The organism is Serratia sp. MF1(2023) (assembly GCF_030954545.1).
Lineage (GTDB): Bacteria > Pseudomonadota > Gammaproteobacteria > Enterobacterales > Enterobacteriaceae > Serratia > Serratia sarumanii.
Window position 1 is genome coordinate 1 of sequence record NZ_JAVHUX010000009.1, and the last position, 21,717, is coordinate 21,717.

Here is a 21,717-nt window from a genome sequence, read left to right on the forward strand (position 1 = left end):
ACGAGCACGCTCGGGTGTGGTGAAATTGATAATGCCAAGAGCCTGGGAAAGTTCCATTTTAAGGGTCCATGATGATGCCATGGACCCTTTTTACAGCAACTACCGGATCGGTCAATTGATCCTTAAACGATCGGCATTACGCACAACGCGGCCTTTTTCATTTACAGATCGTCGAGGAAAGTTTTGTCCAGTTGCTTGAAAGCGCGCTTGAGCAGATCGGCCAACGTCTGATAGGTCGGCGTGCCTTCGAGCGGCGCCACCGCCTGCCCGGCTTCCGTCAGCTTGTTGCGCACCTCATGGAACCATTGCAGCAGCGTCGGCGGCAGCGGCGTGACCGAACGGCGCCCCAGCCACCACAGCCCCTGCATCGGCAGGCTGCAGGCGAACAGCGCGGTGGCGATCGCCGGGCCGAGCTGGCCGCCGAGCGCGATCTGCCAGGTCAGCGTGAAAATCGCCAACGGCGGCATGAAACGGATAGCGAAACGGGTGGCACGCGCAACGCGGTTCTCCGGAAAGACCGGTGCCAGACGTTTGTCCGACGGCCAGGTTTTCATATAATGCTGCCCGCGCTGGAAGACCTGAAACCAGCTTACGGAACCGGACGGTTTGCTCGTCATTGCGTACCTCAACGTCACGTAAAGAAACTAAAAGCGTGCTGCCAGAGACCATACTAAAAAATTTGAAGCTTTAAATTTATTTTGTGTTTACACCGGGCTATCGGTATCCTAAGCCGGCCTTGTGGCCGGTAGAAGATGACGCAAACTTTGTCAACTTTTAGCCCTATAAAAATCAAGATTATTTAAACCGCAGAGAAATCATCGGTTTTTCCATCATCCTGTGATTTGTGCACGTCACATGATGTTAATCATAAATGTCATCGGCACTATGCGCTACGCTTGTTGTCTGATTGACGATTAATTCACCACGTGTTTTCGATTTTCTTTTAACAACACGACTATTTAAGTAGGTACTTCCATGTCGAGTAAGCTAGTACTGGTTCTTAACTGCGGCAGTTCTTCTCTGAAATTCGCCATCATCGATGCCGTTAACGGCGACGAATTCCTCTCCGGTTTGGCCGAGTGTTTCCACCTGCCTGAAGCTCGCATCAAGTGGAAAATGGACGGCGCCAAACACGAAGCTGCCCTGGGGGCCGGCGCTGCACACAGCGAAGCGCTGAACTTCATCGTTAATACTATTCTGGCACAAAAACCAGAGCTTTCCGCGCAGCTGACCGCCATCGGCCACCGCATCGTGCACGGCGGCGAGAAGTTCACCGCTTCCGCCGTGATCAACGACGAAGTTCTGCAGGGTATCAAAGATTCCGTGCCGTTTGCACCACTGCACAACCCGGCTCACCTGATCGGCATCGCGGAAGCGCTGAAATCCTTCCCTCACCTGGCCGACAAGAACGTTGCCGTGTTCGACACCGCGTTCCACCAGACCATGCCGGAAGAATCTTACCTGTACGCCCTGCCGTACAGCCTGTACCGCGACCACGGCGTTCGCCGCTACGGCGCGCACGGCACCAGCCACTTCTACGTGACTCAGGAAGCCGCGAAGATGCTGAACAAGCCGGTGGAAGAAGTGAACGTGATCACTTGCCACCTGGGCAACGGCGGTTCCGTTACCGCAGTGCGCAACGGCCAGTGCGTTGACACCTCCATGGGTCTGACCCCGCTGGAAGGCCTGGTGATGGGCACCCGCAGCGGTGACATCGATCCGGCTATCATCTTCCACCTGCACGATTCTCTGGGCATGAGCGTTGACCAGATCAACAAGATGCTGACCAAAGAATCCGGCCTGCTGGGCCTGACCGAAGTCACCAGCGACTGCCGTTACGTTGAAGACAACTACGACAGCAAAGCCGACGCCAAACGCGCCATGGACGTGTTCTGCCACCGTCTGGCCAAATACGTCGGCGCATACAGCGCGCTGATGGAAGGCCGTCTGGACGCGCTGATCTTCACCGGCGGCATCGGCGAGAACGCCGGCATGGTGCGTGAGCTGACCCTGAACAAACTGGGCCTGCTGGGCTTCGAAATCGACCACGACCGCAACATGGCCGCTCGCTTCGGCAAATCCGGCGCCATCACCAAAGACGGCAGCCGCCTGGCGCTGGTGATCCCGACCAACGAAGAGTTGGTCATCGCGCAGGACGCATCCCGCCTGACCGCGTAATGCTCTCAAAACACCGTCAGCCCAGGCTGACGGTGTTGTTTTAGCCTCATGTTAATCGTGAAGAGGACTATTCTGTGTCACGTACTATTATGTTGATCCCCACCGGCACCAGCGTCGGCCTGACCAGCGTCAGCCTGGGTGTCATCCGCTCCATGGAGCAAAAAGGCGTTCGTCTGAGCGTGTTCAAGCCTATCGCTCAACCGCGCACCGGCGACAACGCGCTCGACCAGACCACCACCATCATCCGCAGCAACTCCACCATCCCGGCGGCCGAACCGCTGCGCATGGACTACGTTGAGGGCCTGCTGAGCTCCAACCAGCAAGACGTGCTGATGGAAGAGATCGTGGCGCGTTACCACGAGAACACCAAAGACGCGGAAGTGGTGCTGATCGAAGGCCTGGTGCCGACCCGCAAGCATCAGTTCGCCAACGCGCTGAACTACGAGATCGCCAAAACCCTGAACGCCGAGATCGTCTTCGTGCTGGCGCTGGGTAACGACTCCCCGGCGCAGCTGAAAGAGCGCATCGAACTGGCGCGCACCAGCTTCGGCGGCAGCAAGAACAAAAACATCACCGGCGTGATCATCAACAAGCTGAACGCACCGGTCGACGATCAGGGCCGCACCCGTCCTGACCTGTCCGAAATCTTCGACGACTCCACCAAAGCCAGCATCGCCCACGTCGATCCTGCGCAGCTGTTCGCCAACAGCCCGCTGCCGGTTCTGGGCTGCGTGCCGTGGAGCTTCGATCTGATCGCCACCCGCGCCATCGACATGGCTCGCCACCTGAAGGCCCGCGTGGTCAACGAAGGCGACATCATGACCCGCCGCGTGAAGTCCGTGACCTTCTGTGCGCGCAGCATCCCGCACATGCTGGAACACTTCCGCCCAGGCTCCCTGCTGGTGACCTCCGCAGACCGTCCTGACGTGCTGGTCTCCGCCTGCCTGGCGGCGATGAACGGCGTGGAAATCGGCGCCATCCTGCTGACCGGCGGCTACGCCATCGACGAGCCGATCAAGAAGCTGTGCGAACGCGCCTTCCAGACCGGCCTGCCGGTGTTCATGGTCGATACCAACACCTGGCAGACCTCGCTGAGCCTGCAGAGCTTCAACCTCGAAGTGCCGGCGGACGACCACCAGCGCATCGAGAAAGTACAGAACTACGTGGCCAGCCACATCAACACCGAATGGATCGACTCGCTGACCGCCACCTCCGAGCGTTCACGCCGTCTGTCTCCACCGGCGTTCCGTTACGAGCTGACCGAGCTGGCGCGTAAAGCCGGCAAGCGCATCGTACTGCCGGAAGGCGACGAGCCGCGCACCGTGAAAGCGGCGGCCATCTGTGCCGAACGCGGCATCGCGGAATGCGTGCTGCTCGGCAACCCGGAAGAGATCCAGCGCGTCGCGGCAGCGCAAGGCGTTGAGCTGGGCAAAGGCATTGAAATCGTCGATCCGGTCGCCGTGCGTGAAAACTACGTGCCGCGTCTGGTTGAGCTGCGCAAGAGCAAGGGCATGACCGAAGTGGTCGCGCGCGAGCAGCTGGAAGACAACGTGGTGCTCGGCACCCTGATGCTGGAACAAGGCGAAGTCGACGGTCTGGTCTCCGGCGCGGTTCACACCACCGCCAACACCATCCGCCCGCCGTTGCAGCTGATCAAAACCGCGCCGGGCAGCTCGCTGGTGTCCTCCGTGTTCTTCATGCTGCTGCCTGACCAGGTACTGGTCTACGGCGACTGCGCGATCAACCCGGATCCGACCGCCGAGCAGCTTTCTGAAATCGCCATCCAGTCTGCGGATTCCGCCGCCGCCTTCGGCATCGAGCCGCGCGTGGCGATGATCTCCTACTCCACCGGCAACTCCGGCGCGGGCAGCGACGTCGAGAAAGTGCGCGAAGCGACCCGTCTGGCACAGGAAAAACGCCCGGACCTGATCATCGACGGCCCGCTGCAGTACGACGCCGCCATCATGGCCGACGTTGCCAAGTCCAAGGCGCCGAACTCACCGGTAGCCGGCCAGGCGACCGTGTTCATCTTCCCGGATCTGAACACCGGCAACACCACCTACAAAGCGGTACAGCGTTCCGCTGACCTGGTCTCCATCGGGCCGATGCTGCAAGGCATGCGCAAGCCGGTGAACGACCTGTCGCGCGGCGCACTGGTTGACGATATCGTCTACACCGTCGCGCTGACGGCGATCCAGTCTTCCCAGGCTGACGCTGCCGCCAAGGCCTGATACCCTTCGGGGTAGGTGATAAAAAAAACGCCGGTCATTGACCGGCGTTTTTCTTTTTATCCTCTCTAACGCGCCAGCAGCTGCCCGGCGGCCTCCAGAATATGCTCGGCGGTCAGGCCATACTCCTGTTGCAAGAACGCTTGTGTGCCCACCTGGCCGTAACGCTCCTTCACCCCCACTCGCCGCATCGGCGTCGGGCACTCTTCCGCCAGCACCTCCGCCACCGCCGATCCCAGCCCGTTATGAATGCTGTGGTTTTCACAGGTGACGATGCGCCCGGTCTTGGCCGCGTAGGTTTTGATCAGTTCACGGTCGATAGGCTTGAGGGTAAACATATCGATCACCGCCGCGCTGACGCCCTGCTGCGCCAGCCTCTGCGCCGCCTTCAGCGCCTCCGCCACCATGATGCCGTTGGCGATCAGCGTAATGTCGTCGCCGTCGCGCAGCAGGTTGCCTTTGCCGATGGTAAAGCGCGAGCCCTCCTGATAGATGCGCGTCGCCTGCTTGCGAATGGTGCGCACCCAGTAGAAGCCACGCAGATCCATCAGCTGGCGCAGAATGTCGGCGAACATGGTGGCGTCGGTCACTTCCAGCACCACCGAATGCGCCAGCCCGCGCACGATGCCCATGTCCTCGAACGACATGTGGGTGCCGCCGTTGTGGCAGGCGCTCACCCCGGCGTCGGAGGCGATCACCTTGACGTTGTTGCGCTGATAATCCAGCGACATGAACAGCTGATCGAAACAGCGGCGGCTGGCGAAGGCGGTAAAGGTATGCACGAACGGCACCCGGCCGGTGAGCGACAGCCCGGCGGCGACGCCGATCACATTGGCCTCCATGATGCCGCAGTTGATCACGTGCTGCGGGTGATCCTTGTGTACGCCGTCCATCGCCATCGAGCTCATCAGATCCGCCTCCAGCGCGATGATCGGCGCGCCCGCCTCAATCTGCCGCCGCACCGCGCCGGCGTAGACTTTGCGCATTTCGACGGCGTCGTTTTCCAACTGCGTCACTACGTTAAACATGGGCGGCCTCCAGTTCGGCGATGGCTTTTTCGATTTCCTGCTGCACGTCCGGCGTCAAGCGCAGGTGGTGAGAGTTCGACAGGTTTTCCAGATAGGCCACGCCCTGCCCTTTGATGCTGTCGAGCACGATCGCCAGCGGCCGCTGTTCGCCGCCGCGCGCCGGCGCTACCGCCGCCAGCAGCGCCGCGATGTCGTCGCCCTTGATGGTCTGCACCTCAAAGCCGAAGGCGCGGAACTTGGCGGCCAGATCGAACGGTTGGATCACCTCGTCCAGCGCGCCGTCCAGCTGTTGCTTGTTGTAATCGATGAACAGCGTCAGGTTGTTCAGATTGTGGTGGGCGATAAACTGGAACGCCTCCCAGCACTGCCCTTCGTTCAGTTCCCCGTCACCGAGGATGCTGAACACCCGATTGCGGCGCCCCGCCAGCCGATGGGACAACGCCATGCCGGCGGCGATCGACACGCCCTGCCCCAGCGAGCCGGTGGTGGCGTCCACGCCGCGCGTGCGCAGCCGGTCCGGATGGCTCGGCAGACGCGTGCCGTTCTGGTTGAGGGTCTTCAGCTCCGCCAGCGGGAAGTAGCCCTTGATCGCCAGCGTGCTGTACAGCGCCGGGCCGGCGTGTCCTTTCGACAGCACAAAGTCATCGCGCTCCGGCCAGTCCGGATCCGCCGGATCGATGCGCATCACGCTGCCATACAGCACCGCCAGCGTCTCCACCACCGACATGCAGCCGCCGTAGTGGCCGAAGCCCAGCCCGGTCAGCGCTTTCAGCGTTTCCAGGCGGATCGCCCGCGCCAAGGCATGCAGCTCTTCAATTTCCGTTTCGCTCGTTGTGTAGTTCATCAGTCTGCCCTCGTTATTTCTCGACGCGGTCAGCGGCCGGCGCGCCTTTGCGTTTGCCCAGGAAGTTATGCGCCACCAGCAGCGCGAACACGGCGACGATCGCCAGCATGATCATCTCTTTCGACATAAAGCGCGCCATATTGCCCAGCAGGATGCCGATCGCGCCGAAGTCGGCGTCGGAGAAGGTGGTGTTGGCAAAGCCCAACGCCCCCAGCACCGGCAGCAGCAATACCGGCAGGAAGGTGATCAGCAGCCCGTTGGCGAAGGCGCCCAGCATCGCGCCGCGCCGCCCGCCGGTGGCGTTGCCGAACACCCCGGCGGTAGCGCCGGTGAAGAAGTGCGGCACCACGCCGGGCAGGATCAGCACCATCTTCAGCTGCCCCAGCAGGAACAGCCCGGCCAATCCGCCAAGGAAGCTGAACAAAAAGCCGATCAGCACCGCGTTGGGGGCATAGGGATAGACCACCGGGCAATCCAGCGCCGGCCGCGCGTTAGGCACCAGCTTTTCCGAGAAGCCGGTGAACGCCGGCACGATTTCCGCCAGAATCAAGCGCACGCCCTGCAGGATGATGAACACCCCGGCGGCGAAGGTGATGGCCTGAATGATCGAATACACCAGGTAGTTCTGGCCGCCGCTGAGCTCGCTTTCCACATAGGCCCGCCCGGCGCAGATCGCCAGGATCAGGTAGATGACGATCATGGTCATCGAGATCGAAATGGAGCTGTCGCGCAGGAAGCTGAGGTTTTTCGGCAGGTTCATCTCTTCGGTCGAGCGCGAGTTTTTACCCACCTTCGAGCCGATCCAGCCGGACAGCACGTAGCCCAGGGTGCCGAAGTGGCCGAAGGCAATATCGTCGTTGCCGGTGATGCGGCGCATATAGCGCTGGGCGATCGCCGGGAAGAACGCCATCACCAACCCCAGGGTCAGTGCGCCGGTAAACACCAGCTGCACGCCCTCGAAGCCCGCCACCGTCAGGATGATGCCGATCATGCAGGCCATGTAGAAAGTGTGGTGGCCGGTCAGGAAGATGTATTTCAGCCGGGTGAAGCGTGCCACCACGATATTCGCCACCATGCCGAACGCCATGATCAGCGCGGTGGAAGCACCGTATTTCTCCAGCGCGATGGAGACAATGGCTTCGTTATTCGGAATGATGCCCTGAATATTGAACGCATGTTCGAACATGCCGCCCAGCGGATTGAGCGACCCGACCAATACCGTGGCGCCGCCGCCTAAAACGATAAAGCCGAGAATGGTTTTTACCGTGCCTTTCACCACGTCGGAAAACGATTTCTTTTGCGCCAGCAAACCGATCAGCGCAATAAGCCCGACCAGCACCGAAGGCACCTTTAATATATCCACCACAAACTTAAGCGTTTCCTGGATAAACATATCCACCTCGCCAATCGTTTTATTCAGATGATTGAGTGGGCTTCGAAGTAAGCGCGCAGCTTGGCTTCCAGCTCATTAATGTCGATGATGTTGCTGATCACCACCAGCTGCTCGGCCGGTACGCTGGCGCTGTCGGCGATGTCTTTCGCCATCACGAACACGTCGGCGGCGCCGGGGGTGGCGGACGACAGATCGGAGTGTTCGACCTCGGCCTCCACGCCCATCTTTTTCAGCACCTTTTTAATGTTCATTTCCACCATAAAACTGCTGCCGAGACCGGAACCGCAGATCGCCATGATTTTCATAATATCCACCTGTTGAATTTAGCGTGTAGGGTAGCGCCGCCGGTCATATTCCCGGCGTTGTTAGCATTGATGGTATTCCTGGTGATTAAGCGTTAATAGCGGGCGATAATATCCTCGATTTGCCGTTTATCTTTGGCGTGAAATAACGCCGCCATGGCCTGATTGTCTGAAAATAATTCCGCCAGTTGCGAAATCAATTCGATGTGGCTATCGCCGTCGGGCGCCGAAAGCATCACCACCACCTGAACCGGATCGTTATCTGCGGAATGAAAGTTCACCCCCTGATGGATCTTCAACAGCGATAATCCCAACGCGTTGGCGCCCTCTTCGGGCCGGGCGTGCGGCATGGCAATGCCCGGTGCCAGGACGAAGTAAGGGCCGAGCTTCTCCTGCTGATCAAAGATCGCCGTCAGGTAATTCGGCGTGATCACGCCGTCTTGCAGCAGCGGCTGCGCGCTCAGCGTGACCGCCTGGCGCCAGCCCTCCACCCGTTCGCACAGCTGTATATGATCGGCGGTCAGCCACTCTTTCAGCACGTTACCCTCCTAAAGGTTGATGGTTTCGGCCGGTGATTAATTCACCGACGACGGTAAAACTTTAATCAACCCCTCCCGGCCACACAGTGATGGATATCACAAAGATAGCGCTACCAAAGCGCTATCATGCAGATCTGTGATAGCGCTATCAAAAAGCCGCGCCGCGGCATGGCGTTAACCACAATTTTTTCTCGCTCTTTCGGGTAACGGGGTAGAATGTGCCGCATACGGGGATCGTCGAAGCCGCGCCGTCGGCTTCCCGCCCTCACCATTTTTATGCGCCGCGCGCGCATTTCAGTCGGGATTAGGCATGTCGATCGGTAAAAAACGACGCAGCACGGGCAGGGTGACGTTGGCTGACGTAGCGCAGCTGGCGGGCGTCGGCACCATGACGGTGTCGCGCGCGCTGCGCACGCCGGAGCAGGTTTCAGACAAACTGCGCGAGAAGATTGAAGCCGCGGTAAGCGAACTGGGGTATCTGCCCAACCTGGCCGCCAGCTCGCTGGCGTCGGCCTCGTCCTACACCATCGCCATGGTGGTGCCCAGCCTGTCCGAATCCGGCTGCGCCGAGATGTTCGCCGGCCTGCAGAAAGTGCTGCAGCCGGCCGGTTATCACATCATGCTGGCGGAATCGCAGCACCATCTGGAGCGCGAAGAGAAGCTGCTGGAGACCCTGCTTTCCTACAACCTGGCGGCGGCGGTGCTGCTCAGCGTCGAGCATTCGCAAAACGCCCGCAACGCGCTGATCGCCGCCAACATTCCGGTGGTGGAGATCGGCGCCGTACGCGCCGATCCGATCGACATGAGCATCGGCATCGACTACGTGGCGGCGATGTATCAGCTGACGCAAACGGTGATCGCCAGCGGCTATCAGAACATCGGGCTGCTGTGCGCCAACCAGGAACAGTGGATCTTCCAGCAGCACCTGCAGGGCTGGCACAAGGCGCTGCTGCGCAACCATATGTCGCCGCATCGGGTGATCAACGCCGCGCAGCCCGCCAGCTTCAGCACCGGCGCGCAGCAGCTGCCGGAATTCTTGCTGGCCTGGCCGGAGCTGGACGCGCTGGTGTGCGCCTCGGACGAACTGGCCGGCGGCGCGCTGTATGAATGCCAGCGGCGGCGCATCAAGGTGCCGGACAATCTGGCGGTGGTGGGGTTCGGCAACAGCGAGTTCAGCCGGGTGTGCCAGCCGCCGCTGACCACCATGACCATTCCGCATCGCGACATCGGCATTCAGGCCGGCCAGGCGCTGCTGGCGCGGCTGAATGAGCAGCCCTGGCAGCCGGCAGGTTCCCTGCCCGCCACGCTGTGCCGCCGCGACAGCTGCTGAATCCGCACCATAAAAAAAGCCGGTCGATGACCGGCTTTCTTACGCGTTGGCGTCTCAGTGGTTGTCGAGCGGCTTGCCGTAATCCTGTTCGTTGTTGCGCGTCAGCCACAGCGACAGCGCCTTCAGCGAATCCGGAGTAAACTCGTCGCAGCGCGCGGTGATCTCTTCCGGCGTCAGCCAGCACACCTCGGCCACTTCTTCTTCCTGCAGCGCGAACGGGCCGTGCGATACGCAGCTGAACAGCGCGCCCCACACCCGGCACTGCTCTTCTTCGAAGTAGAACAGACCGTGTTCGGCGAAAGGCACGCCGGCGATGCCCAGCTCTTCTTCCGCCTCGCGGCGCGCCGAGTCCAGCACGTTTTCACCGCTTTGCACCACGCCGCCCGCCGTCGCGTCCAGCCAGCCCGGGTAGAAGTCTTTGATCTCGGTGCGACGCTGCACCAGAATTTTTCCCATCCCATCATGCACCACAATATAGGTAGCACGATGACGCAGCCGCTCCGCCCGCATCTGTTGACGACTGGATTGCGCAATCACCTCGTTTTGCTCGTCGACGATATCAACCCATTCGGTATCTGCAGCCTGACCCTGTTCCGCCATCCTCTAAAACCTTCTATTTTGGCGCGATGCATCCCGCGCGCTGGTTAATCAATGAGTGCTTTTCAAAGATTTTTATTGTGTGTGTATAAATTAGTGCGTTTAGCGTGTTAACGCCACCTCCGCGACGACCTTGCCGTCGTCGAGCGTCAGCACGCGCAAAGTGCCCCGATCCAACATGCCGTAGCTGGCCGGAAAGCCCCCTTTGGGGATGCTGACCGAGCCCGGATTGAAGCAATAGATCTCACCCTGCCGCTCCGCCTGCGGCAGATGCGTATGGCCGTAGGCCAGGACGTCACCGCGGGATAACGGCGGCAGTGCCGAGGGATGATAAAGGTGACCGTGGGTCAAAAACAATCGTCTTTTTTGCAGTAAAACCTGTTGCCAGGGCGCCTCGATGGGAAACGTCAGCAGCATCTGATCGACCTCGCTGTCGCAATTGCCGCGAACGGCGATGATCTTGTCGCTATAGCGATTCAATCGTTCGGCAACCTGAGCGGGCTGATACCCGGCCGGCAGCGCGTTGCGCGGGCCGTGATTCAGCAAATCACCCAGAAGAATCAGCCAGTCGGCGCCGTTTTGTGCGAACAATTCCAGCACGCGTTCGGTAGCCGGCAGCGAGCCGTGGATATCCGAGGCGAACATCAGCTTCATAACCTTGTCCTATAGAGGGAAATAAGCGCCATTTTACCGCGCCGGCGCCGTGCGGCAAACCGCCGCCCGCCCCGATGGAGAATTGTGATCCAACCGCGCAGATAGCATCGGACGAATCCCACATAGCCTGCTATCCTTAGCTGCTATTGTTGGATCTCTGATATGCCTTTGTGCGCGGCGAAGACCGCAGCAACGTGTAATGAATTACAGATCACCTTACCGCAGGAGGCAACATGATTGACCTGTATTACGCGCCTACTCCCAATGGTCACAAGATCACCTTGTTTTTGGAAGAGGTCGGCTTACCCTACCGTATCCATCGCGTAAACATCAGCGCCGGCGAGCAGTTCAAACCGGACTTTCTGAGCATTTCTCCCAACAACAAAATCCCGGCGATCGTCGATCAGCAACCGGTGGATGGCGGCGAGCCGATCAGCCTGTTCGAATCCGGTGAAATCCTGCTATATCTGGCGGAGAAGACCGGCAAACTGCTGAGCAAGGGCCTGCGCGAACGCGCCGCCACCCTGCAGTGGCTGTTCTGGCAGGTGGCCGGGTTCGGGCCGATGCTCGGGCAGAATCATCACTTCAACCACTACGCGCCGCAGCCGGTGCCCTACGCCATCGAGCGTTATCATCTGGAGACCAAGCGGCTGTACGGCGTGCTGGAAGCCGAACTGCAAAAACACCCGTACCTGGGCGGCGACAACTACAGCATCGCCGATATCGCCACCTACCCGTGGGTGGTGTCGCATCCGCGCCAGCGCATCGATCTGGCGGATTACCCGGCGGTGCGCAACTGGTTCGAACGCATCAGCAACCGCCCGGCGACCGAGCGCGCCTATAAGCTGGCCGAACAAGGCTAAGTGCCTCCCCGACTCCCCGCCACCGGGGAGTCACATCGTCCCTGCGTTATCATTTCCCTACTTTCCGTGTATTCTGAACGCCAATAATCAGACCTATGGAGAATCTCTGATGTCTTTCAGTCAACCCGACGCCGTTATTCGCATTAAAAATCTGCGGCTGCGCACGTTCATCGGTATCAAGGAAGAGGAAATCAACAACCGACAGGACATCCTGATCAACGTGGTGATCCACTACCCGGCGGACAAGGCGCGCAACAGCGAAGACATCGCCGATGCGCTCAACTACCGCACCATCACCAAAGCGATCATCCGCCATGTGGAAGATAACCGTTTCGCGTTGCTGGAAAAATTAACGCAGGATGTGCTCGATATCGTAAAAGAACACGCCTGGGTGACCTATGCTGAAGTGGAGATAGATAAACTTCTGGCTCTGCGCTACGCCGATTCTGTCTCCATGACCATGAGCTATCGCAGGGACTAACTCAGGGAGGTCGACCATGCGGATCCTGATCACCGGCGCAACGGGATTGATAGGCAGCAGCCTGACGGCCAGGCTGCTGGCGCTTTCTCACCATATTACGGTACTGACGCGAGACGAACGGCGGGCCCGGGCCCGGCTCGGCGACCAGCCGAGCTATTGGCGCACGCTGGACGACCGGCAGTCGCTGGATGACTTCGATGCGGTGATCAATCTGGCGGGCGAACCTATCGCCGACAAGCGCTGGAGCGCACAGCAGAAGCAGCGGCTGTGTCATAGCCGCTGGGATCTGACCGAACGCTTGGCGCAGTTGATAAAGGCCGGCAGCACGCCGCCCGGCGTGCTGATTTCCGGTTCCGCCGTTGGCTACTACGGCGATCAGGGGCAGGCGGTGGTCACCGAAGAGGAGCCGCCGCACGACGAATTCACCCACCAGCTGTGCCAACGCTGGGAAGCGCTGGCGCTGCAGGTGCAGAGCGACGCCACCCGCGTCTGCCTGCTGCGCACCGGCGTGGTGCTGGCGCCGCAGGGCGGCGCGCTGGCCAAAATGCTGCCGCCGTTCCGCTTCGGGCTGGGCGGCCCGATCGGCGACGGCCGCCAATACCTGCCGTGGATCCATCTCGACGACATGGTCAACGGCATTATTTATCTGCTGGATCACGCCACGCTCACCGGCCCGTTCAACATGGTCGCCCCCTACCCGGTGCATAACGAGCAGTTCGCCGCCCAATTGGCCAACGTGCTCGATCGCCCGGCGTTTCTGCGGGTGCCGGCGTTCGTCATGCGTTTGTTGATGGGGGAAGCGGCGGTGCTGGTGCTCGGCGGCCAGCGGGCGGTGCCGAAGCGGCTGGAGGAGGCCGGCTTCCACTTCCGCTATCTGGAGCTGGAGCAGGCGCTGGATGACGTGATTAATCAGCGGGCCGAAGCCCGCTGATCTGAAGTTACTTCAACGCGCCGGACAGGAACTGTTGCAGGCGCGGGCTTTTGGGGTTGCCGAACAGCTCGGCCGGCGGCCCCTGTTCTTCAATCAACCCTTTATGCAGGAAGATCACGTGGTTGGAAACGTGGCGCGCAAACTCCATTTCGTGCGTCACCACCACCATGGTTTTCCCCTCCTCCGCCAGCTTCTGCATGATGCGCAGCACCTCGCCCACCAGCTCGGGATCCAGCGCCGACGTCGGTTCGTCAAACAGCAGCACTTCCGGCTCCATCGCCAACGCGCGGGCGATAGAAACGCGCTGCTGCTGGCCGCCCGACAGGTGCACCGGGTATTTGCCGCGCGCCCGCTCATCGATGCCCACCTTATCCAGATAACGCACCGCGCGCTCGTGCGCGTCGGCCTTGCTCAGCCCCAGCACCTGCACCGGCGCCTCCATCACGTTCTCCAACACCGTCATGTGGCTCCACAGGTTGAAATGCTGGAACACCATGGTCAGGCGAGTGCGCAGCAGCTGCAGCTGCTTCTTGTCGAACACCTTCAGCTGGCCGTCTTTGTCGCGCACCATGCGGATGTCTTCGTTGTTCAGGCTGATCGAGCCCTCGCTCGGCTTCTCGAGGAAGTTGATACAGCGCAGAAAGGTGCTTTTGCCGGAGCCGGAGGAGCCGATGATGCTGATCACATCCCCGGCGTTGGCCGCCAGCGAGACGCCCTTCAGCACTTCGTGGTCGCCATAGCGTTTGTGCAGTTCCGTGACGGCTAATTTATTCTCAGACATGGTTTTTCTTCCCGTCATTTATCAGTGACTAACGTGTGCCATCCAGCGTTTTTCAGCCTTGCGGAACAGGCTGATTAACACGTAGGAGATGATCAGGTACAGCACCGCCGCGATGCCGAAAGCGTAAAACGGCTGATAGGTCGCGGCGTTGATGTCGCGCGCAATCTTCAGCAGATCCGGCACGGTGGCGGTAAACGCCAGCGCGGTGGAGTGCAGCATCAGGATCACTTCGTTGCTGTAGGCCGGCAGCGCGGTGCGCAGCGCCGAAGGCAAAATGATGCAGCGATACATCTTGAAGCGCGAGAAACCGTAGGCGTTGGCGGCCTCGATTTCACCGTGCGGCACCGAGCGGATCGCCCCGGCGAAGATCTCGGTGGTATAGGCGCAGGTGTTGAGCGTCAGCGCCAGGATGGTGCAGTTGAGCCCGCTGCGGAAAAACGCATTGAGAAACTCGCTGCCGCGCACGATCTCAAGGCTGTACATGCCGGAGTAGAACACCAGCAGCTGCACGTACAGCGGCGTGCCGCGAAACACGTAGGTATAGAGCCACACCGGGAAACGCACCCAGCGGATGGAAGAGACACGCGCCACCGCCATCGGGATCGCCAGCAGCCCGCCCATCACCACCGAAGCGATCAGCAGCCACAGCGTTACCGCCACGCCGGTGAAACGGTAGCCGTCGCTCCACAGCAGCGACTGCCAATACTGTTGCAAAATCTCGATCATAGCTCGGCCCTCTTGACGCCCAGTGAGTAACGCCGTTCAAGCCACAGCAGCACGCCGTTGGAAACGGTCGTGAAGATCAGGTACACCACGCCGGCCACGATGGCGAAGAAGAACGGCTGATAGGTGCCTTTCCCCGCCAGCTGCGTGGCTTTCACCACGTCGTTCAGGCCGAGGATCGACACCAGCGCCGTCGCCTTCAGGATCACCTGCCAGTTGTTGCCGATGCCCGGCAAGGCGAAACGCATCATCGCCGGGAACAGAATGCGCCGGAAGATCTGCGCGCCGCTGAAGCCGTAGGCCGTCGCCGCTTCGATCTGCCCTTTCGGCACCGCCAGATAGGCGCCGCGGAAGGTCTCGGTAAAATAAGCACCGTAGATAAAACCGAGGGTAATGATGCCGGCGCCGAGCGGATCGATATCGATCTGCGAGAAGCCCAGCAGCGTAGTGATATTGTTCAGCGCGATTTGCAGACCGTAAAAGATCAGCAGCATCAGCACCAGATCGGGCACGCCGCGGATCAGCGTGGTGTAAGCGCCGAACAGGCCGGAAATAAGGGGGTTGTGGGAGAGTTTGCCGCCGGCGCCGATCAACCCGATCACCACCGCCAACAATACGGAACTGAGGGCCAACTCCAGCGTCACCAGAGCCCCCTCGAAAATCAGTTGGGAATAGCCTTGCAGCATCTACTTCACCCTGTGGTCTAGGATCCGAACCATCGGGGCCGGCACACCGGCCCCGCAGTCACAGCATGGAACGGTTAGCGGATTACCCGCCGTAGACGTCAAAGTCGAAGTACTTTTTCGCGTATTTATCGTAGGTGCCATCTTTGCGCATTTCGGCGAAGGCTTTGTCCAGCGCCGCTTTCAGCTCGGTATCGGCTTTGCGCAGCCCCATGCCGGTGCCGACGCCGAAGAATTTGTCATCCTTCACCGATTCGCCGGCGAACGCGTAGTCTTTGCCCGGCGGCTGTTTCAGGAAGCCGTCGCTGCCCGCCACTTCATCCTGGAAGGCGGCGTCGATGCGCCCGGACGCCAGATCGGCGTAGACCAGATCCTGGTTCTGGTAAGGCACCACCGTGACGCCCTTCGGTTGCCACATGGCGTTGGCGTAGGCTTCCTGGGTAGTGCCCTGCAGCACGCCCACGCTCTTGCCTTTCAGGGCGTCCACGGTAGGCAACAGCTTGGAGCCCTTCGGCGCGATCAGACGCGCGTTGGCGGCATACAGCTTGTCGGTAAAGGCGATTTCCTGCTGGCGTTTTTCAGTGATGGACAGCGAAGAGATGATGGCGTCGATTTTCTTCGCCTTGAGTGATGGGATCAGCGCGTCAAAGTCGCTCTCCACGAAGGTACATTGGGTATTTATGCGTTTGCACAGCTCTTTGGCCAAATCGATATCGAAGCCGACCAGCTCGCCTTTGGCGTTTTTGGATTCAAACGGCGCATAAGTCGGATCGGTGCCGATCTTCAATGTCGATGGGATAGCGGCGAATGCGCTGTTTGCGGCCGCCAAAGCCAAGACTAAAGGAAGAACCTTAACCAGCTTTTTCATAAATTACCCTCAAATTGATTTTTTTGATGCCACTACGGGCATTACTTTTCCCCACCAAATCAATTTGCAGTAATCGTGCCACATTAGGTGCTACGGGCGGAGGGAACGGCTCCGGCCTTCACAATACTGTTTCCTGGGACGATAACCGCAAAATTAAATCGGCCGCTCGGGGCCGCGCCACTGGCAGCCGCGACAAGGCGGCGCCATGAAACAGTGAACGTGATGAAGTAGGATCATTATGGTGCATGCGCCGCCCTAATTCAGTGCGGTGTTGCACAAATGTGCCAATTTGGGGATTAAAATGTTAACTGACGCCCTGCCAACGGGTGAACAGATCGGCCGGCAGTTCGATATCAAACTGATCGATCACCCGATTGACGGTCTGATCGATGATGTCTTCCACGCTTTTCGGCTGGTGATAAAACGCCGGCACCGGCGGCATGATCACCGCCCCCATCTCCGCCGCCTGGGTCATCAACCGCAGGTGACCCAAATGCAGCGGCGTTTCCCGCACGCACAGCACCAAACGGCGGCGCTCTTTGAGCACCACGTCGGCGGCGCGAGTCAGCAGCCCGTCGCTGTAACTGTTGACGATGCCGGACAGGGTTTTGACTGAGCAAGGCAAAATCGCCATGCCCAGGGTTTTGAAGGAGCCGGAGGAGATGCCGGCGGCGATGTCGCGCGCATCGTGCACCACGTCGGCCAGCGCCTGCACTTCCCGCAGGCTGTACGGCGTTTCCAGCGCCAGCGTCTGTCTTGCCGCGTTGCTCATCACCAGATGGGTTTCCACCTCTGCGACGTCGCGCAAAACCTGCAACAGGCGCACGCCGTAGATAGCGCCGCTGGCGCCGGAAATGCCGATGATGAGTCGTTTCATGGAAAATGGCCTCTGCCGTAAAAAGTAAGATCAGGCAGACTTTGCCGCAATGGCGAGGGATAAGCAAGTCAGAGGAGCAAGGCGCACCGCCGCAGACGCGGCGATGCACCCTGATGGATCAACACAGGCGGTTAGCCTTCGTTATGCAGTTCCAGATTTTCCGCTTCGGTTTGCACCCGCAGCGCCTTGGCGTCGTCGCTGCGCAGCGACTCCAGGTATTCCAGATAGCTTTGGTCGACGTCTTTGGTCACGTAGATGCCGTTGAACACCGAGCATTCGAACTGGGTGATGTCCGGGTTCTCTTCGCGCACCGCTTCGATCAGATCGTCGAGGTCCTGGAAGATCAGCCCATCGGCGCCGATGATTTGGCGAATTTCATCCACTTCGCGCCCGTGGGCGATCAGTTCGTTGGCGCTCGGCATGTCGATGCCGTAAACGTTCGGGAAACGCACTTCCGGCGCGGCGGAAGCCAGGTACACCCGCTTGGCGCCCGCTTCGCGCGCCATCTCGACGATCTGTTCCGACGTGGTGCCGCGCACGATGGAGTCATCCACCAGCAGCACGTTCTTGTCGCGGAACTCGGCGCGATTGGCGTTCAGCTTGCGGCGCACCGACTGACGACGCGCCTGCTGGCCCGGCATGATGAAGGTGCGGCCGACGTAGCGGTTCTTCACAAAGCCCTGGCGGTAGGGCTTCTCGAGAATGCGCGCGATCTCCAGCGCGATGTCGCAGGAGGTTTCCGGAATCGGGATCACCACGTCGATATCCAGATCTTCCCACTCGCGGGCAATCTTCTCGCCCAGCTTCTGGCCCATGCGCACGCGGGCGCTGTAGACCGAGATCTTGTCCATAAAGGAGTCCGGGCGCGCGAAATAAACGTATTCGAACAGGCACGGGTTGGTTTTCGGGTTCTCTGCGCACTGGCGGGTGAACAGCTGGCCCTTGGTGGTGATATACACCGCTTCGCCCGGCGCCACGTCGCGCAGGAACTCAAAGCCCAAGGTATCCAGCGCCACGCTTTCGGAAGCCACCATGTACTCGCTGCGGCCATCCTCCAGCGTGCGCTTGCCGATCACCAGCGGGCGAATGCCGTTCGGATCGCGGAACGCCAGCAGACCGTGGCCGATGATCATCGCCACGCAGGCGTAAGCGCCGCGCAGTTGCTGATGCATGGCGGCGACCGCGGTAAAGATGTTGTCGGCCTCCAGCGGGTAGTGCGGGAAACGGTCCAGCTCGCTGGCCAGCACGTTCAGCAGGATTTCCGAGTCGGAGGTGGTGTTGACATGGCGGCGGCCGCTTTCGAACAGCTTTTGGCGCAGCTCATGGGCGTTGGTCAGGTTACCGTTGTGGGCCAGCGTAATGCCGAACGGCGAGTTGACGTAGAAAGGCTGGGCCTCAGAGGCGCTCGAGCTGCCGGCCGTCGGGTAACGCACATGGCCAATACCCATGTTGCCCTGCAAGCGTTGCATATGGCGCGCCTCAAACACATCCTTCACCAGGCCGTTGGCTTTACGCAAACGGAACCCGTTGTGGGCGTCAATGGTGACGATGCCTGCGGCATCCTGGCCACGGTGCTGAAGCACCGTCAGCGCATCATAAATCGACTGGTTTACCGGCATGAAACCGGCGATACCGACAATACCGCACATGTTGTCTTTTCCTCATCAGCGCTACCGCCCCGGCAATTGGGTCGGCAAGAAACTCGACGTGCTCTGCAGGTAGTCAAAGAACCACCTGATGACGTAACTGAACTGGGGAATGAGCTGCGACTGTTTCCAGTCGGCACTCTGTGAAAAGCCGGTAAAGGTATCCAGGAAGAACAGGATCGCCGCGACGATCAATACTCCGCGCAGCGCGCCGAAGCAGATGCCCAGCACCCGGTCGGTGCCCGACAACCCGGTTTTCTCTACCAGTGAGCTAATCACATAGTTAACAATAGCCCCTACGATCAAGGTCGCGATGAACAAAATCGCGATCGCGATGCCGTTTCGCACCAGTTCATCTTCAAAACGAGTGAAATAGACCGCAAGGTAAGAGTAGAAATGGCTGGCAACAAAAAACGCACATCCCCATGTCACAAGTGACAATGCTTCGCGAACAAACCCTCGGATCAGGCTCACCAGAGCCGAAAATCCAATTACCGCTATAATGACGTAATCAATCCAGACCATGAACTATTCCAATGATGAATCGCCCCTGCATCCAATTCGCGGCGAATTCTAACAGAAAAAGAAAACGTTTGCGTAGGGGATTTCCTACCACGTTACAAATAAAAAGCGGCGATCAAAAAATTCTCAATCGCCGCGCCTACATAGGTGATTTCGCCTGTAAAAGGCGCGGTTTTTCTCGCTTTCTCTCCACCACTCCTTCATTCAGGGGCGCATCGTGCTGCGCCCCTGCGGGGTTTAACGGCCGTACGGCTTCACCTGCCCGCTCAGCCCGCTGATCGAGTTCAGCGACGGCAACGCCGCCTGCAGCTTCTGCCTGGAGGCGTCAGGGCCGACGTAGATACGGGTTATCTGCCCCTGCACCGGCGTTGACGGCACGGTGAAGGCGCGGTAGCCCGAGAGGCGCAGCGAGGCGACAATCTCGTTCGCCTTGGCGGCGTTCTTCAGCGCCCCGAGCTGCACGACATAGGCTTGCCCTGCCGGCGCTTTTTCTTCCGCCGGTTTCGGCTGCGGCGCCGGCTCAGGTTTCGGCGTCGGCTCCGGCTTCGGCACCGGCTTCACTTCAACCGGCTTCGGTTGCGGTGCCGGTTTCGGTTTCACTTCCACCGGTTTGGTTTCCACCGGTTTCGGCTTGGGCTGCGGCACCGGCTGAGGACGCGTCTCGACCGGCGGCGCCACCTGCGTCGGCTGCTGAGCGCTCTGCCGCACCGCCTGTTGCGCCGCCGCTTCATTGGCCGCCTGCTGCTCGACCAGCGCGCCCGCCCCTTCCGGCGGCTGCGCCGGCAGCGGTTGCGTCACCGGCGGCAGCACGTCGTTCTCTTCGACATCGCCCGGTTTCGGCACCAACGGAATGGCCGCAAATTCATCCTCGTAATGCTTCTTTTTGCCGTCCAGCAGCCCTGGCAGGATGATCACCCCCAGCGCCACCAGAATCACGGTTCCGACCAGTCGGTTCTGAAATTTACTCGCCACTCACACTCCCCGCATCTCGTCTAACGCCGCCATCACCTGCGCCACGGTGTGGAACGATCCACAGACGATCACAATATCCTGTTTATCAGCATCCTGCATAGCCTGCCGCCAGGCAGTTTCGACATCATTAAAGCGGCGCGGTTCCTTCAGATGTTGCGCCAGCTGTTCGACGCTGGCGCCGCGCGGCCCGTCGAGCGGCGCGCAGTACCATTCATCCACCTGCTCGCTCAGGCAGGCCAGCGTGCCGGCGATATCCTTGTCCGACAGCATGCCCACCACCGCGCGCACCTTGCCGCCTTCGCGCGGCAGTTTGGCCAGACGCCCGGCCAGATAGCCGGCGGCGTGCGGGTTGTGCGCCACGTCGAGGATCAGCGTCGGCTCCCGCCGCACGATCTGGAAACGCCCCGGCAGCGTCGCCTGCTGCAGCCCGGTGAAGATCGCGCGTTCGTCGATTTCCAGCGGGGAGCAGTTCAGCGCCGCCAGCGCGGTAGCGGCGTTGGCCAGCGGCACGTTCGGCGTCGGCAGATCGGTCAGCAGCGTGTCGCCGCCCTGCCACTGCCAGCGATCGCCCTGCTCGCTGAAGCTCCAGGCTTCGCCGCGGCGATACAGCGGCGCGCCCAGCGTTTCGGCAACCTGACGAATGCTGTCCGGCATGTCGGGTTCGCCCACCACCGCCGGCTTGCCGCTGCGGAAAATGCCGGCCTTCTCGCGGCCGATGCTTTCGCGATCGTTGCCCAGCCAGTCGGTGTGATCGAGCGCGATGCTGGTAATCACCGCCACGCTCGGATCGACGATGTTGGTGGCGTCGAGACGCCCGCCCAGGCCCACTTCCAGGATCACCACGTCGAGCCGCGCCTGTTTGAACAGCTGCAGCGCCGACAGGGTGCCGAATTCGAAATAGGTCAGCGACGTTTCGCCGCGGCCGGCCTCAATGGCGGCGAACGAGCGGCTGTGCTCCGCTTCGCTCAGCTCTTCCCCCTGAATGCGCACGCGTTCGGTATAGCGCACCAGATGCGGCGAACTGTAGACGCCGACGCGCAGGCCGGCGGCCAGCAGAATGGCTTCGAGGGTGCGACAGGTGGTGCCTTTGCCGTTGGTGCCGGCAACGGTGAACACCGTGGGGGCGGGGGTCAGTAAATCCAGATGCGCCGCGACGCGCTGTACGCGCTCAAGGCCGAGTTCGATCGCCTGGCTGTGCAGACGTTCCAGATAATAAAGCCACGAGCTCAATGGCGACGTGGCTTGGGGAATTTGGTGGTTTTGCATGAGTCCCATCA

Annotated in this window: 23 protein-coding genes; 6 read left to right on the forward strand and 17 right to left on the reverse strand. The window is 60.4% G+C overall.

Annotated features, from left to right (window positions below):
- Positions 1-161: 161 nt before the first annotated feature.
- Positions 162-617: a terminus macrodomain insulation protein YfbV gene (gene yfbV / locus REA38_RS05655; RefSeq protein WP_004936061.1), complete on the reverse strand. Its 456-nt coding sequence runs from the start codon at positions 615-617 to the stop codon at positions 162-164.
- A 358-nt stretch (positions 618-975) separates the two neighbouring features.
- Between yfbV and ackA the strand changes: the two genes are divergently transcribed.
- Both ackA and pta read left to right on the forward strand, forming a co-directional pair.
- A complete protein-coding gene (gene ackA, locus REA38_RS05660; RefSeq protein WP_197771705.1) occupies positions 976-2,178 on the forward strand; it encodes an acetate kinase in 1,203 nt (400 codons plus the stop codon).
- Positions 2,179-2,252: 74 nt separating this feature from the next.
- The gene (gene pta, locus REA38_RS05665) at positions 2,253-4,409 is read left to right on the forward strand and encodes a phosphate acetyltransferase (RefSeq protein ID WP_033635332.1); all 2,157 of its coding nucleotides are present in this window, start codon (positions 2,253-2,255) and stop codon (positions 4,407-4,409) included.
- A 65-nt stretch (positions 4,410-4,474) separates the two neighbouring features.
- On the opposite strand, the gene REA38_RS05670 is transcribed toward pta, so the two are convergent.
- The 5 genes from REA38_RS05670 to REA38_RS05690 all read right to left on the reverse strand — a co-directional run bounded on the left by REA38_RS05670 (position 4,475) and on the right by REA38_RS05690 (position 8,512).
- The gene (locus REA38_RS05670) at positions 4,475-5,434 is read right to left on the reverse strand and encodes a transketolase family protein (RefSeq protein WP_039564982.1); all 960 of its coding nucleotides are present in this window, start codon (positions 5,432-5,434) and stop codon (positions 4,475-4,477) included.
- A complete protein-coding gene (locus tag REA38_RS05675) occupies positions 5,427-6,278 on the reverse strand; it encodes a transketolase (RefSeq protein ID WP_033635336.1) in 852 nt (283 codons plus the stop codon). The genes REA38_RS05670 and REA38_RS05675 overlap by 8 nt, the downstream gene beginning before the upstream one ends.
- A gap of 13 nt (positions 6,279-6,291) precedes the next feature.
- Positions 6,292-7,671, reverse strand: coding sequence for a PTS ascorbate transporter subunit IIC (locus tag REA38_RS05680; protein ID WP_004936074.1), 1,380 nt, complete (start codon positions 7,669-7,671; stop codon positions 6,292-6,294).
- A gap of 23 nt (positions 7,672-7,694) precedes the next feature.
- Positions 7,695-7,976 carry a PTS sugar transporter subunit IIB gene (locus REA38_RS05685; RefSeq protein ID WP_025303676.1) on the reverse strand — a complete coding sequence of 94 codons (282 nt, stop codon included), beginning with the start codon at positions 7,974-7,976 and terminating at the stop codon, positions 7,695-7,697.
- 92 nt (positions 7,977-8,068) lie between these two features.
- Complete coding sequence (locus tag REA38_RS05690; RefSeq protein ID WP_308885295.1) at positions 8,069-8,512, reverse strand: PTS sugar transporter subunit IIA; 444 nt, start codon at positions 8,510-8,512, stop codon at positions 8,069-8,071.
- Positions 8,513-8,822: 310 nt separating this feature from the next.
- On the opposite strand from REA38_RS05690, the gene REA38_RS05695 reads away from it, so the two are divergent.
- Positions 8,823-9,842: a LacI family DNA-binding transcriptional regulator gene (locus REA38_RS05695; RefSeq protein WP_004936083.1), complete on the forward strand. Its 1,020-nt coding sequence runs from the start codon at positions 8,823-8,825 to the stop codon at positions 9,840-9,842.
- A gap of 54 nt (positions 9,843-9,896) precedes the next feature.
- Here REA38_RS05695 and yfcD read toward each other — a convergent pair whose 3' ends face one another.
- Both yfcD and yfcE read right to left on the reverse strand, forming a co-directional pair.
- Complete coding sequence (gene yfcD / locus REA38_RS05700) at positions 9,897-10,442, reverse strand: NUDIX hydrolase YfcD (RefSeq protein ID WP_004936086.1); 546 nt, start codon at positions 10,440-10,442, stop codon at positions 9,897-9,899.
- Positions 10,443-10,541: 99 nt separating this feature from the next.
- A complete protein-coding gene (gene yfcE / locus REA38_RS05705) occupies positions 10,542-11,093 on the reverse strand; it encodes a phosphodiesterase (RefSeq protein WP_033635338.1) in 552 nt (183 codons plus the stop codon).
- Positions 11,094-11,326: 233 nt separating this feature from the next.
- Here yfcE and yfcG point away from each other — a divergent pair, with 233 nt between their 5' ends.
- The 3 genes from yfcG to REA38_RS05720 all read left to right on the forward strand — a co-directional run bounded on the left by yfcG (position 11,327) and on the right by REA38_RS05720 (position 13,368).
- Entirely contained in the window at positions 11,327-11,956 is a 630-nt protein-coding gene (yfcG, locus tag REA38_RS05710; protein WP_033635339.1) for a GSH-dependent disulfide bond oxidoreductase, read from the forward strand.
- A gap of 109 nt (positions 11,957-12,065) precedes the next feature.
- Positions 12,066-12,437, forward strand: a complete 372-nt coding sequence (gene folX, locus REA38_RS05715; protein ID WP_033635340.1) for a dihydroneopterin triphosphate 2'-epimerase — start codon at positions 12,066-12,068, stop codon at positions 12,435-12,437.
- 16 nt (positions 12,438-12,453) lie between these two features.
- Positions 12,454-13,368 (forward strand): TIGR01777 family oxidoreductase, encoded by a 915-nt coding sequence (locus REA38_RS05720; RefSeq protein ID WP_049233926.1) that lies wholly within the window; start codon positions 12,454-12,456, stop codon positions 13,366-13,368.
- Between the two features lie 7 nt (positions 13,369-13,375).
- Here the strand turns inward: REA38_RS05720 and hisP are convergent, their stop codons facing one another.
- The 9 genes from hisP to folC all read right to left on the reverse strand — a co-directional run bounded on the left by hisP (position 13,376) and on the right by folC (position 21,706).
- Complete coding sequence (hisP, locus tag REA38_RS05725; protein ID WP_004936098.1) at positions 13,376-14,149, reverse strand: histidine ABC transporter ATP-binding protein HisP; 774 nt, start codon at positions 14,147-14,149, stop codon at positions 13,376-13,378.
- Between the two features lie 21 nt (positions 14,150-14,170).
- Positions 14,171-14,875 (reverse strand): ABC transporter permease, encoded by a 705-nt coding sequence (locus tag REA38_RS05730; RefSeq protein WP_033635343.1) that lies wholly within the window; start codon positions 14,873-14,875, stop codon positions 14,171-14,173.
- Positions 14,872-15,558, reverse strand: coding sequence for a histidine ABC transporter permease HisQ (locus REA38_RS05735; RefSeq protein WP_033635345.1), 687 nt, complete (start codon positions 15,556-15,558; stop codon positions 14,872-14,874). The genes REA38_RS05730 and REA38_RS05735 overlap by 4 nt, the downstream gene beginning before the upstream one ends.
- An 82-nt stretch (positions 15,559-15,640) precedes the next feature.
- The gene (hisJ, locus tag REA38_RS05740; RefSeq protein WP_033635346.1) at positions 15,641-16,423 is read right to left on the reverse strand and encodes a histidine ABC transporter substrate-binding protein HisJ; all 783 of its coding nucleotides are present in this window, start codon (positions 16,421-16,423) and stop codon (positions 15,641-15,643) included.
- Positions 16,424-16,727: 304 nt separating this feature from the next.
- A complete protein-coding gene (locus REA38_RS05745; RefSeq protein ID WP_033635347.1) occupies positions 16,728-17,300 on the reverse strand; it encodes a UbiX family flavin prenyltransferase in 573 nt (190 codons plus the stop codon).
- 131 nt (positions 17,301-17,431) lie between these two features.
- Complete coding sequence (gene purF, locus REA38_RS05750) at positions 17,432-18,949, reverse strand: amidophosphoribosyltransferase (protein ID WP_019453742.1); 1,518 nt, start codon at positions 18,947-18,949, stop codon at positions 17,432-17,434.
- A gap of 21 nt (positions 18,950-18,970) precedes the next feature.
- Positions 18,971-19,471 carry a colicin V production protein gene (cvpA, locus tag REA38_RS05755; RefSeq protein ID WP_004936119.1) on the reverse strand — a complete coding sequence of 167 codons (501 nt, stop codon included), beginning with the start codon at positions 19,469-19,471 and terminating at the stop codon, positions 18,971-18,973.
- 234 nt (positions 19,472-19,705) lie between these two features.
- Positions 19,706-20,440 (reverse strand): cell division protein DedD, encoded by a 735-nt coding sequence (gene dedD / locus REA38_RS05760; protein ID WP_308885305.1) that lies wholly within the window; start codon positions 20,438-20,440, stop codon positions 19,706-19,708.
- Positions 20,441-21,706 (reverse strand): bifunctional tetrahydrofolate synthase/dihydrofolate synthase, encoded by a 1,266-nt coding sequence (gene folC, locus REA38_RS05765; RefSeq protein WP_043147763.1) that lies wholly within the window; start codon positions 21,704-21,706, stop codon positions 20,441-20,443.
- Between the last annotated feature and the right edge of the window lie 11 nt (positions 21,707-21,717).

Coding starts and splice junctions, on each gene's coding strand:
- REA38_RS05720 (WP_049233926.1), top strand. CDS start 12,454: ATGCGGATCCTGATCACCGGCGCAACGGGATTGATAGGCAGCAGCCTG.
- hisJ (WP_033635346.1), bottom strand. CDS start 16,423: ATGAAAAAGCTGGTTAAGGTTCTTCCTTTAGTCTTGGCTTTGGCGGCC.
- REA38_RS05735 (WP_033635345.1), bottom strand. CDS start 15,558: ATGCTGCAAGGCTATTCCCAACTGATTTTCGAGGGGGCTCTGGTGACG.
- folC (WP_043147763.1), bottom strand. CDS start 21,706: ATGCAAAACCACCAAATTCCCCAAGCCACGTCGCCATTGAGCTCGTGG.
- REA38_RS05675 (WP_033635336.1), bottom strand. CDS start 6,278: ATGAACTACACAACGAGCGAAACGGAAATTGAAGAGCTGCATGCCTTG.
- REA38_RS05680 (WP_004936074.1), bottom strand. CDS start 7,671: ATGTTTATCCAGGAAACGCTTAAGTTTGTGGTGGATATATTAAAGGTG.
- hisP (WP_004936098.1), bottom strand. CDS start 14,149: ATGTCTGAGAATAAATTAGCCGTCACGGAACTGCACAAACGCTATGGC.
- yfcG (WP_033635339.1), top strand. CDS start 11,327: ATGATTGACCTGTATTACGCGCCTACTCCCAATGGTCACAAGATCACC.
- yfbV (WP_004936061.1), bottom strand. CDS start 617: ATGACGAGCAAACCGTCCGGTTCCGTAAGCTGGTTTCAGGTCTTCCAG.
- purF (WP_019453742.1), bottom strand. CDS start 18,949: ATGTGCGGTATTGTCGGTATCGCCGGTTTCATGCCGGTAAACCAGTCG.
- REA38_RS05685 (WP_025303676.1), bottom strand. CDS start 7,976: ATGAAAATCATGGCGATCTGCGGTTCCGGTCTCGGCAGCAGTTTTATG.
- yfcE (WP_033635338.1), bottom strand. CDS start 11,093: ATGAAGCTGATGTTCGCCTCGGATATCCACGGCTCGCTGCCGGCTACC.
- folX (WP_033635340.1), top strand. CDS start 12,066: ATGTCTTTCAGTCAACCCGACGCCGTTATTCGCATTAAAAATCTGCGG.
- yfcD (WP_004936086.1), bottom strand. CDS start 10,442: ATGGCGGAACAGGGTCAGGCTGCAGATACCGAATGGGTTGATATCGTC.
- REA38_RS05730 (WP_033635343.1), bottom strand. CDS start 14,875: ATGATCGAGATTTTGCAACAGTATTGGCAGTCGCTGCTGTGGAGCGAC.
- REA38_RS05695 (WP_004936083.1), top strand. CDS start 8,823: ATGTCGATCGGTAAAAAACGACGCAGCACGGGCAGGGTGACGTTGGCT.
- REA38_RS05745 (WP_033635347.1), bottom strand. CDS start 17,300: ATGAAACGACTCATCATCGGCATTTCCGGCGCCAGCGGCGCTATCTAC.
- ackA (WP_197771705.1), top strand. CDS start 976: ATGTCGAGTAAGCTAGTACTGGTTCTTAACTGCGGCAGTTCTTCTCTG.
- REA38_RS05670 (WP_039564982.1), bottom strand. CDS start 5,434: ATGTTTAACGTAGTGACGCAGTTGGAAAACGACGCCGTCGAAATGCGC.
- cvpA (WP_004936119.1), bottom strand. CDS start 19,471: ATGGTCTGGATTGATTACGTCATTATAGCGGTAATTGGATTTTCGGCT.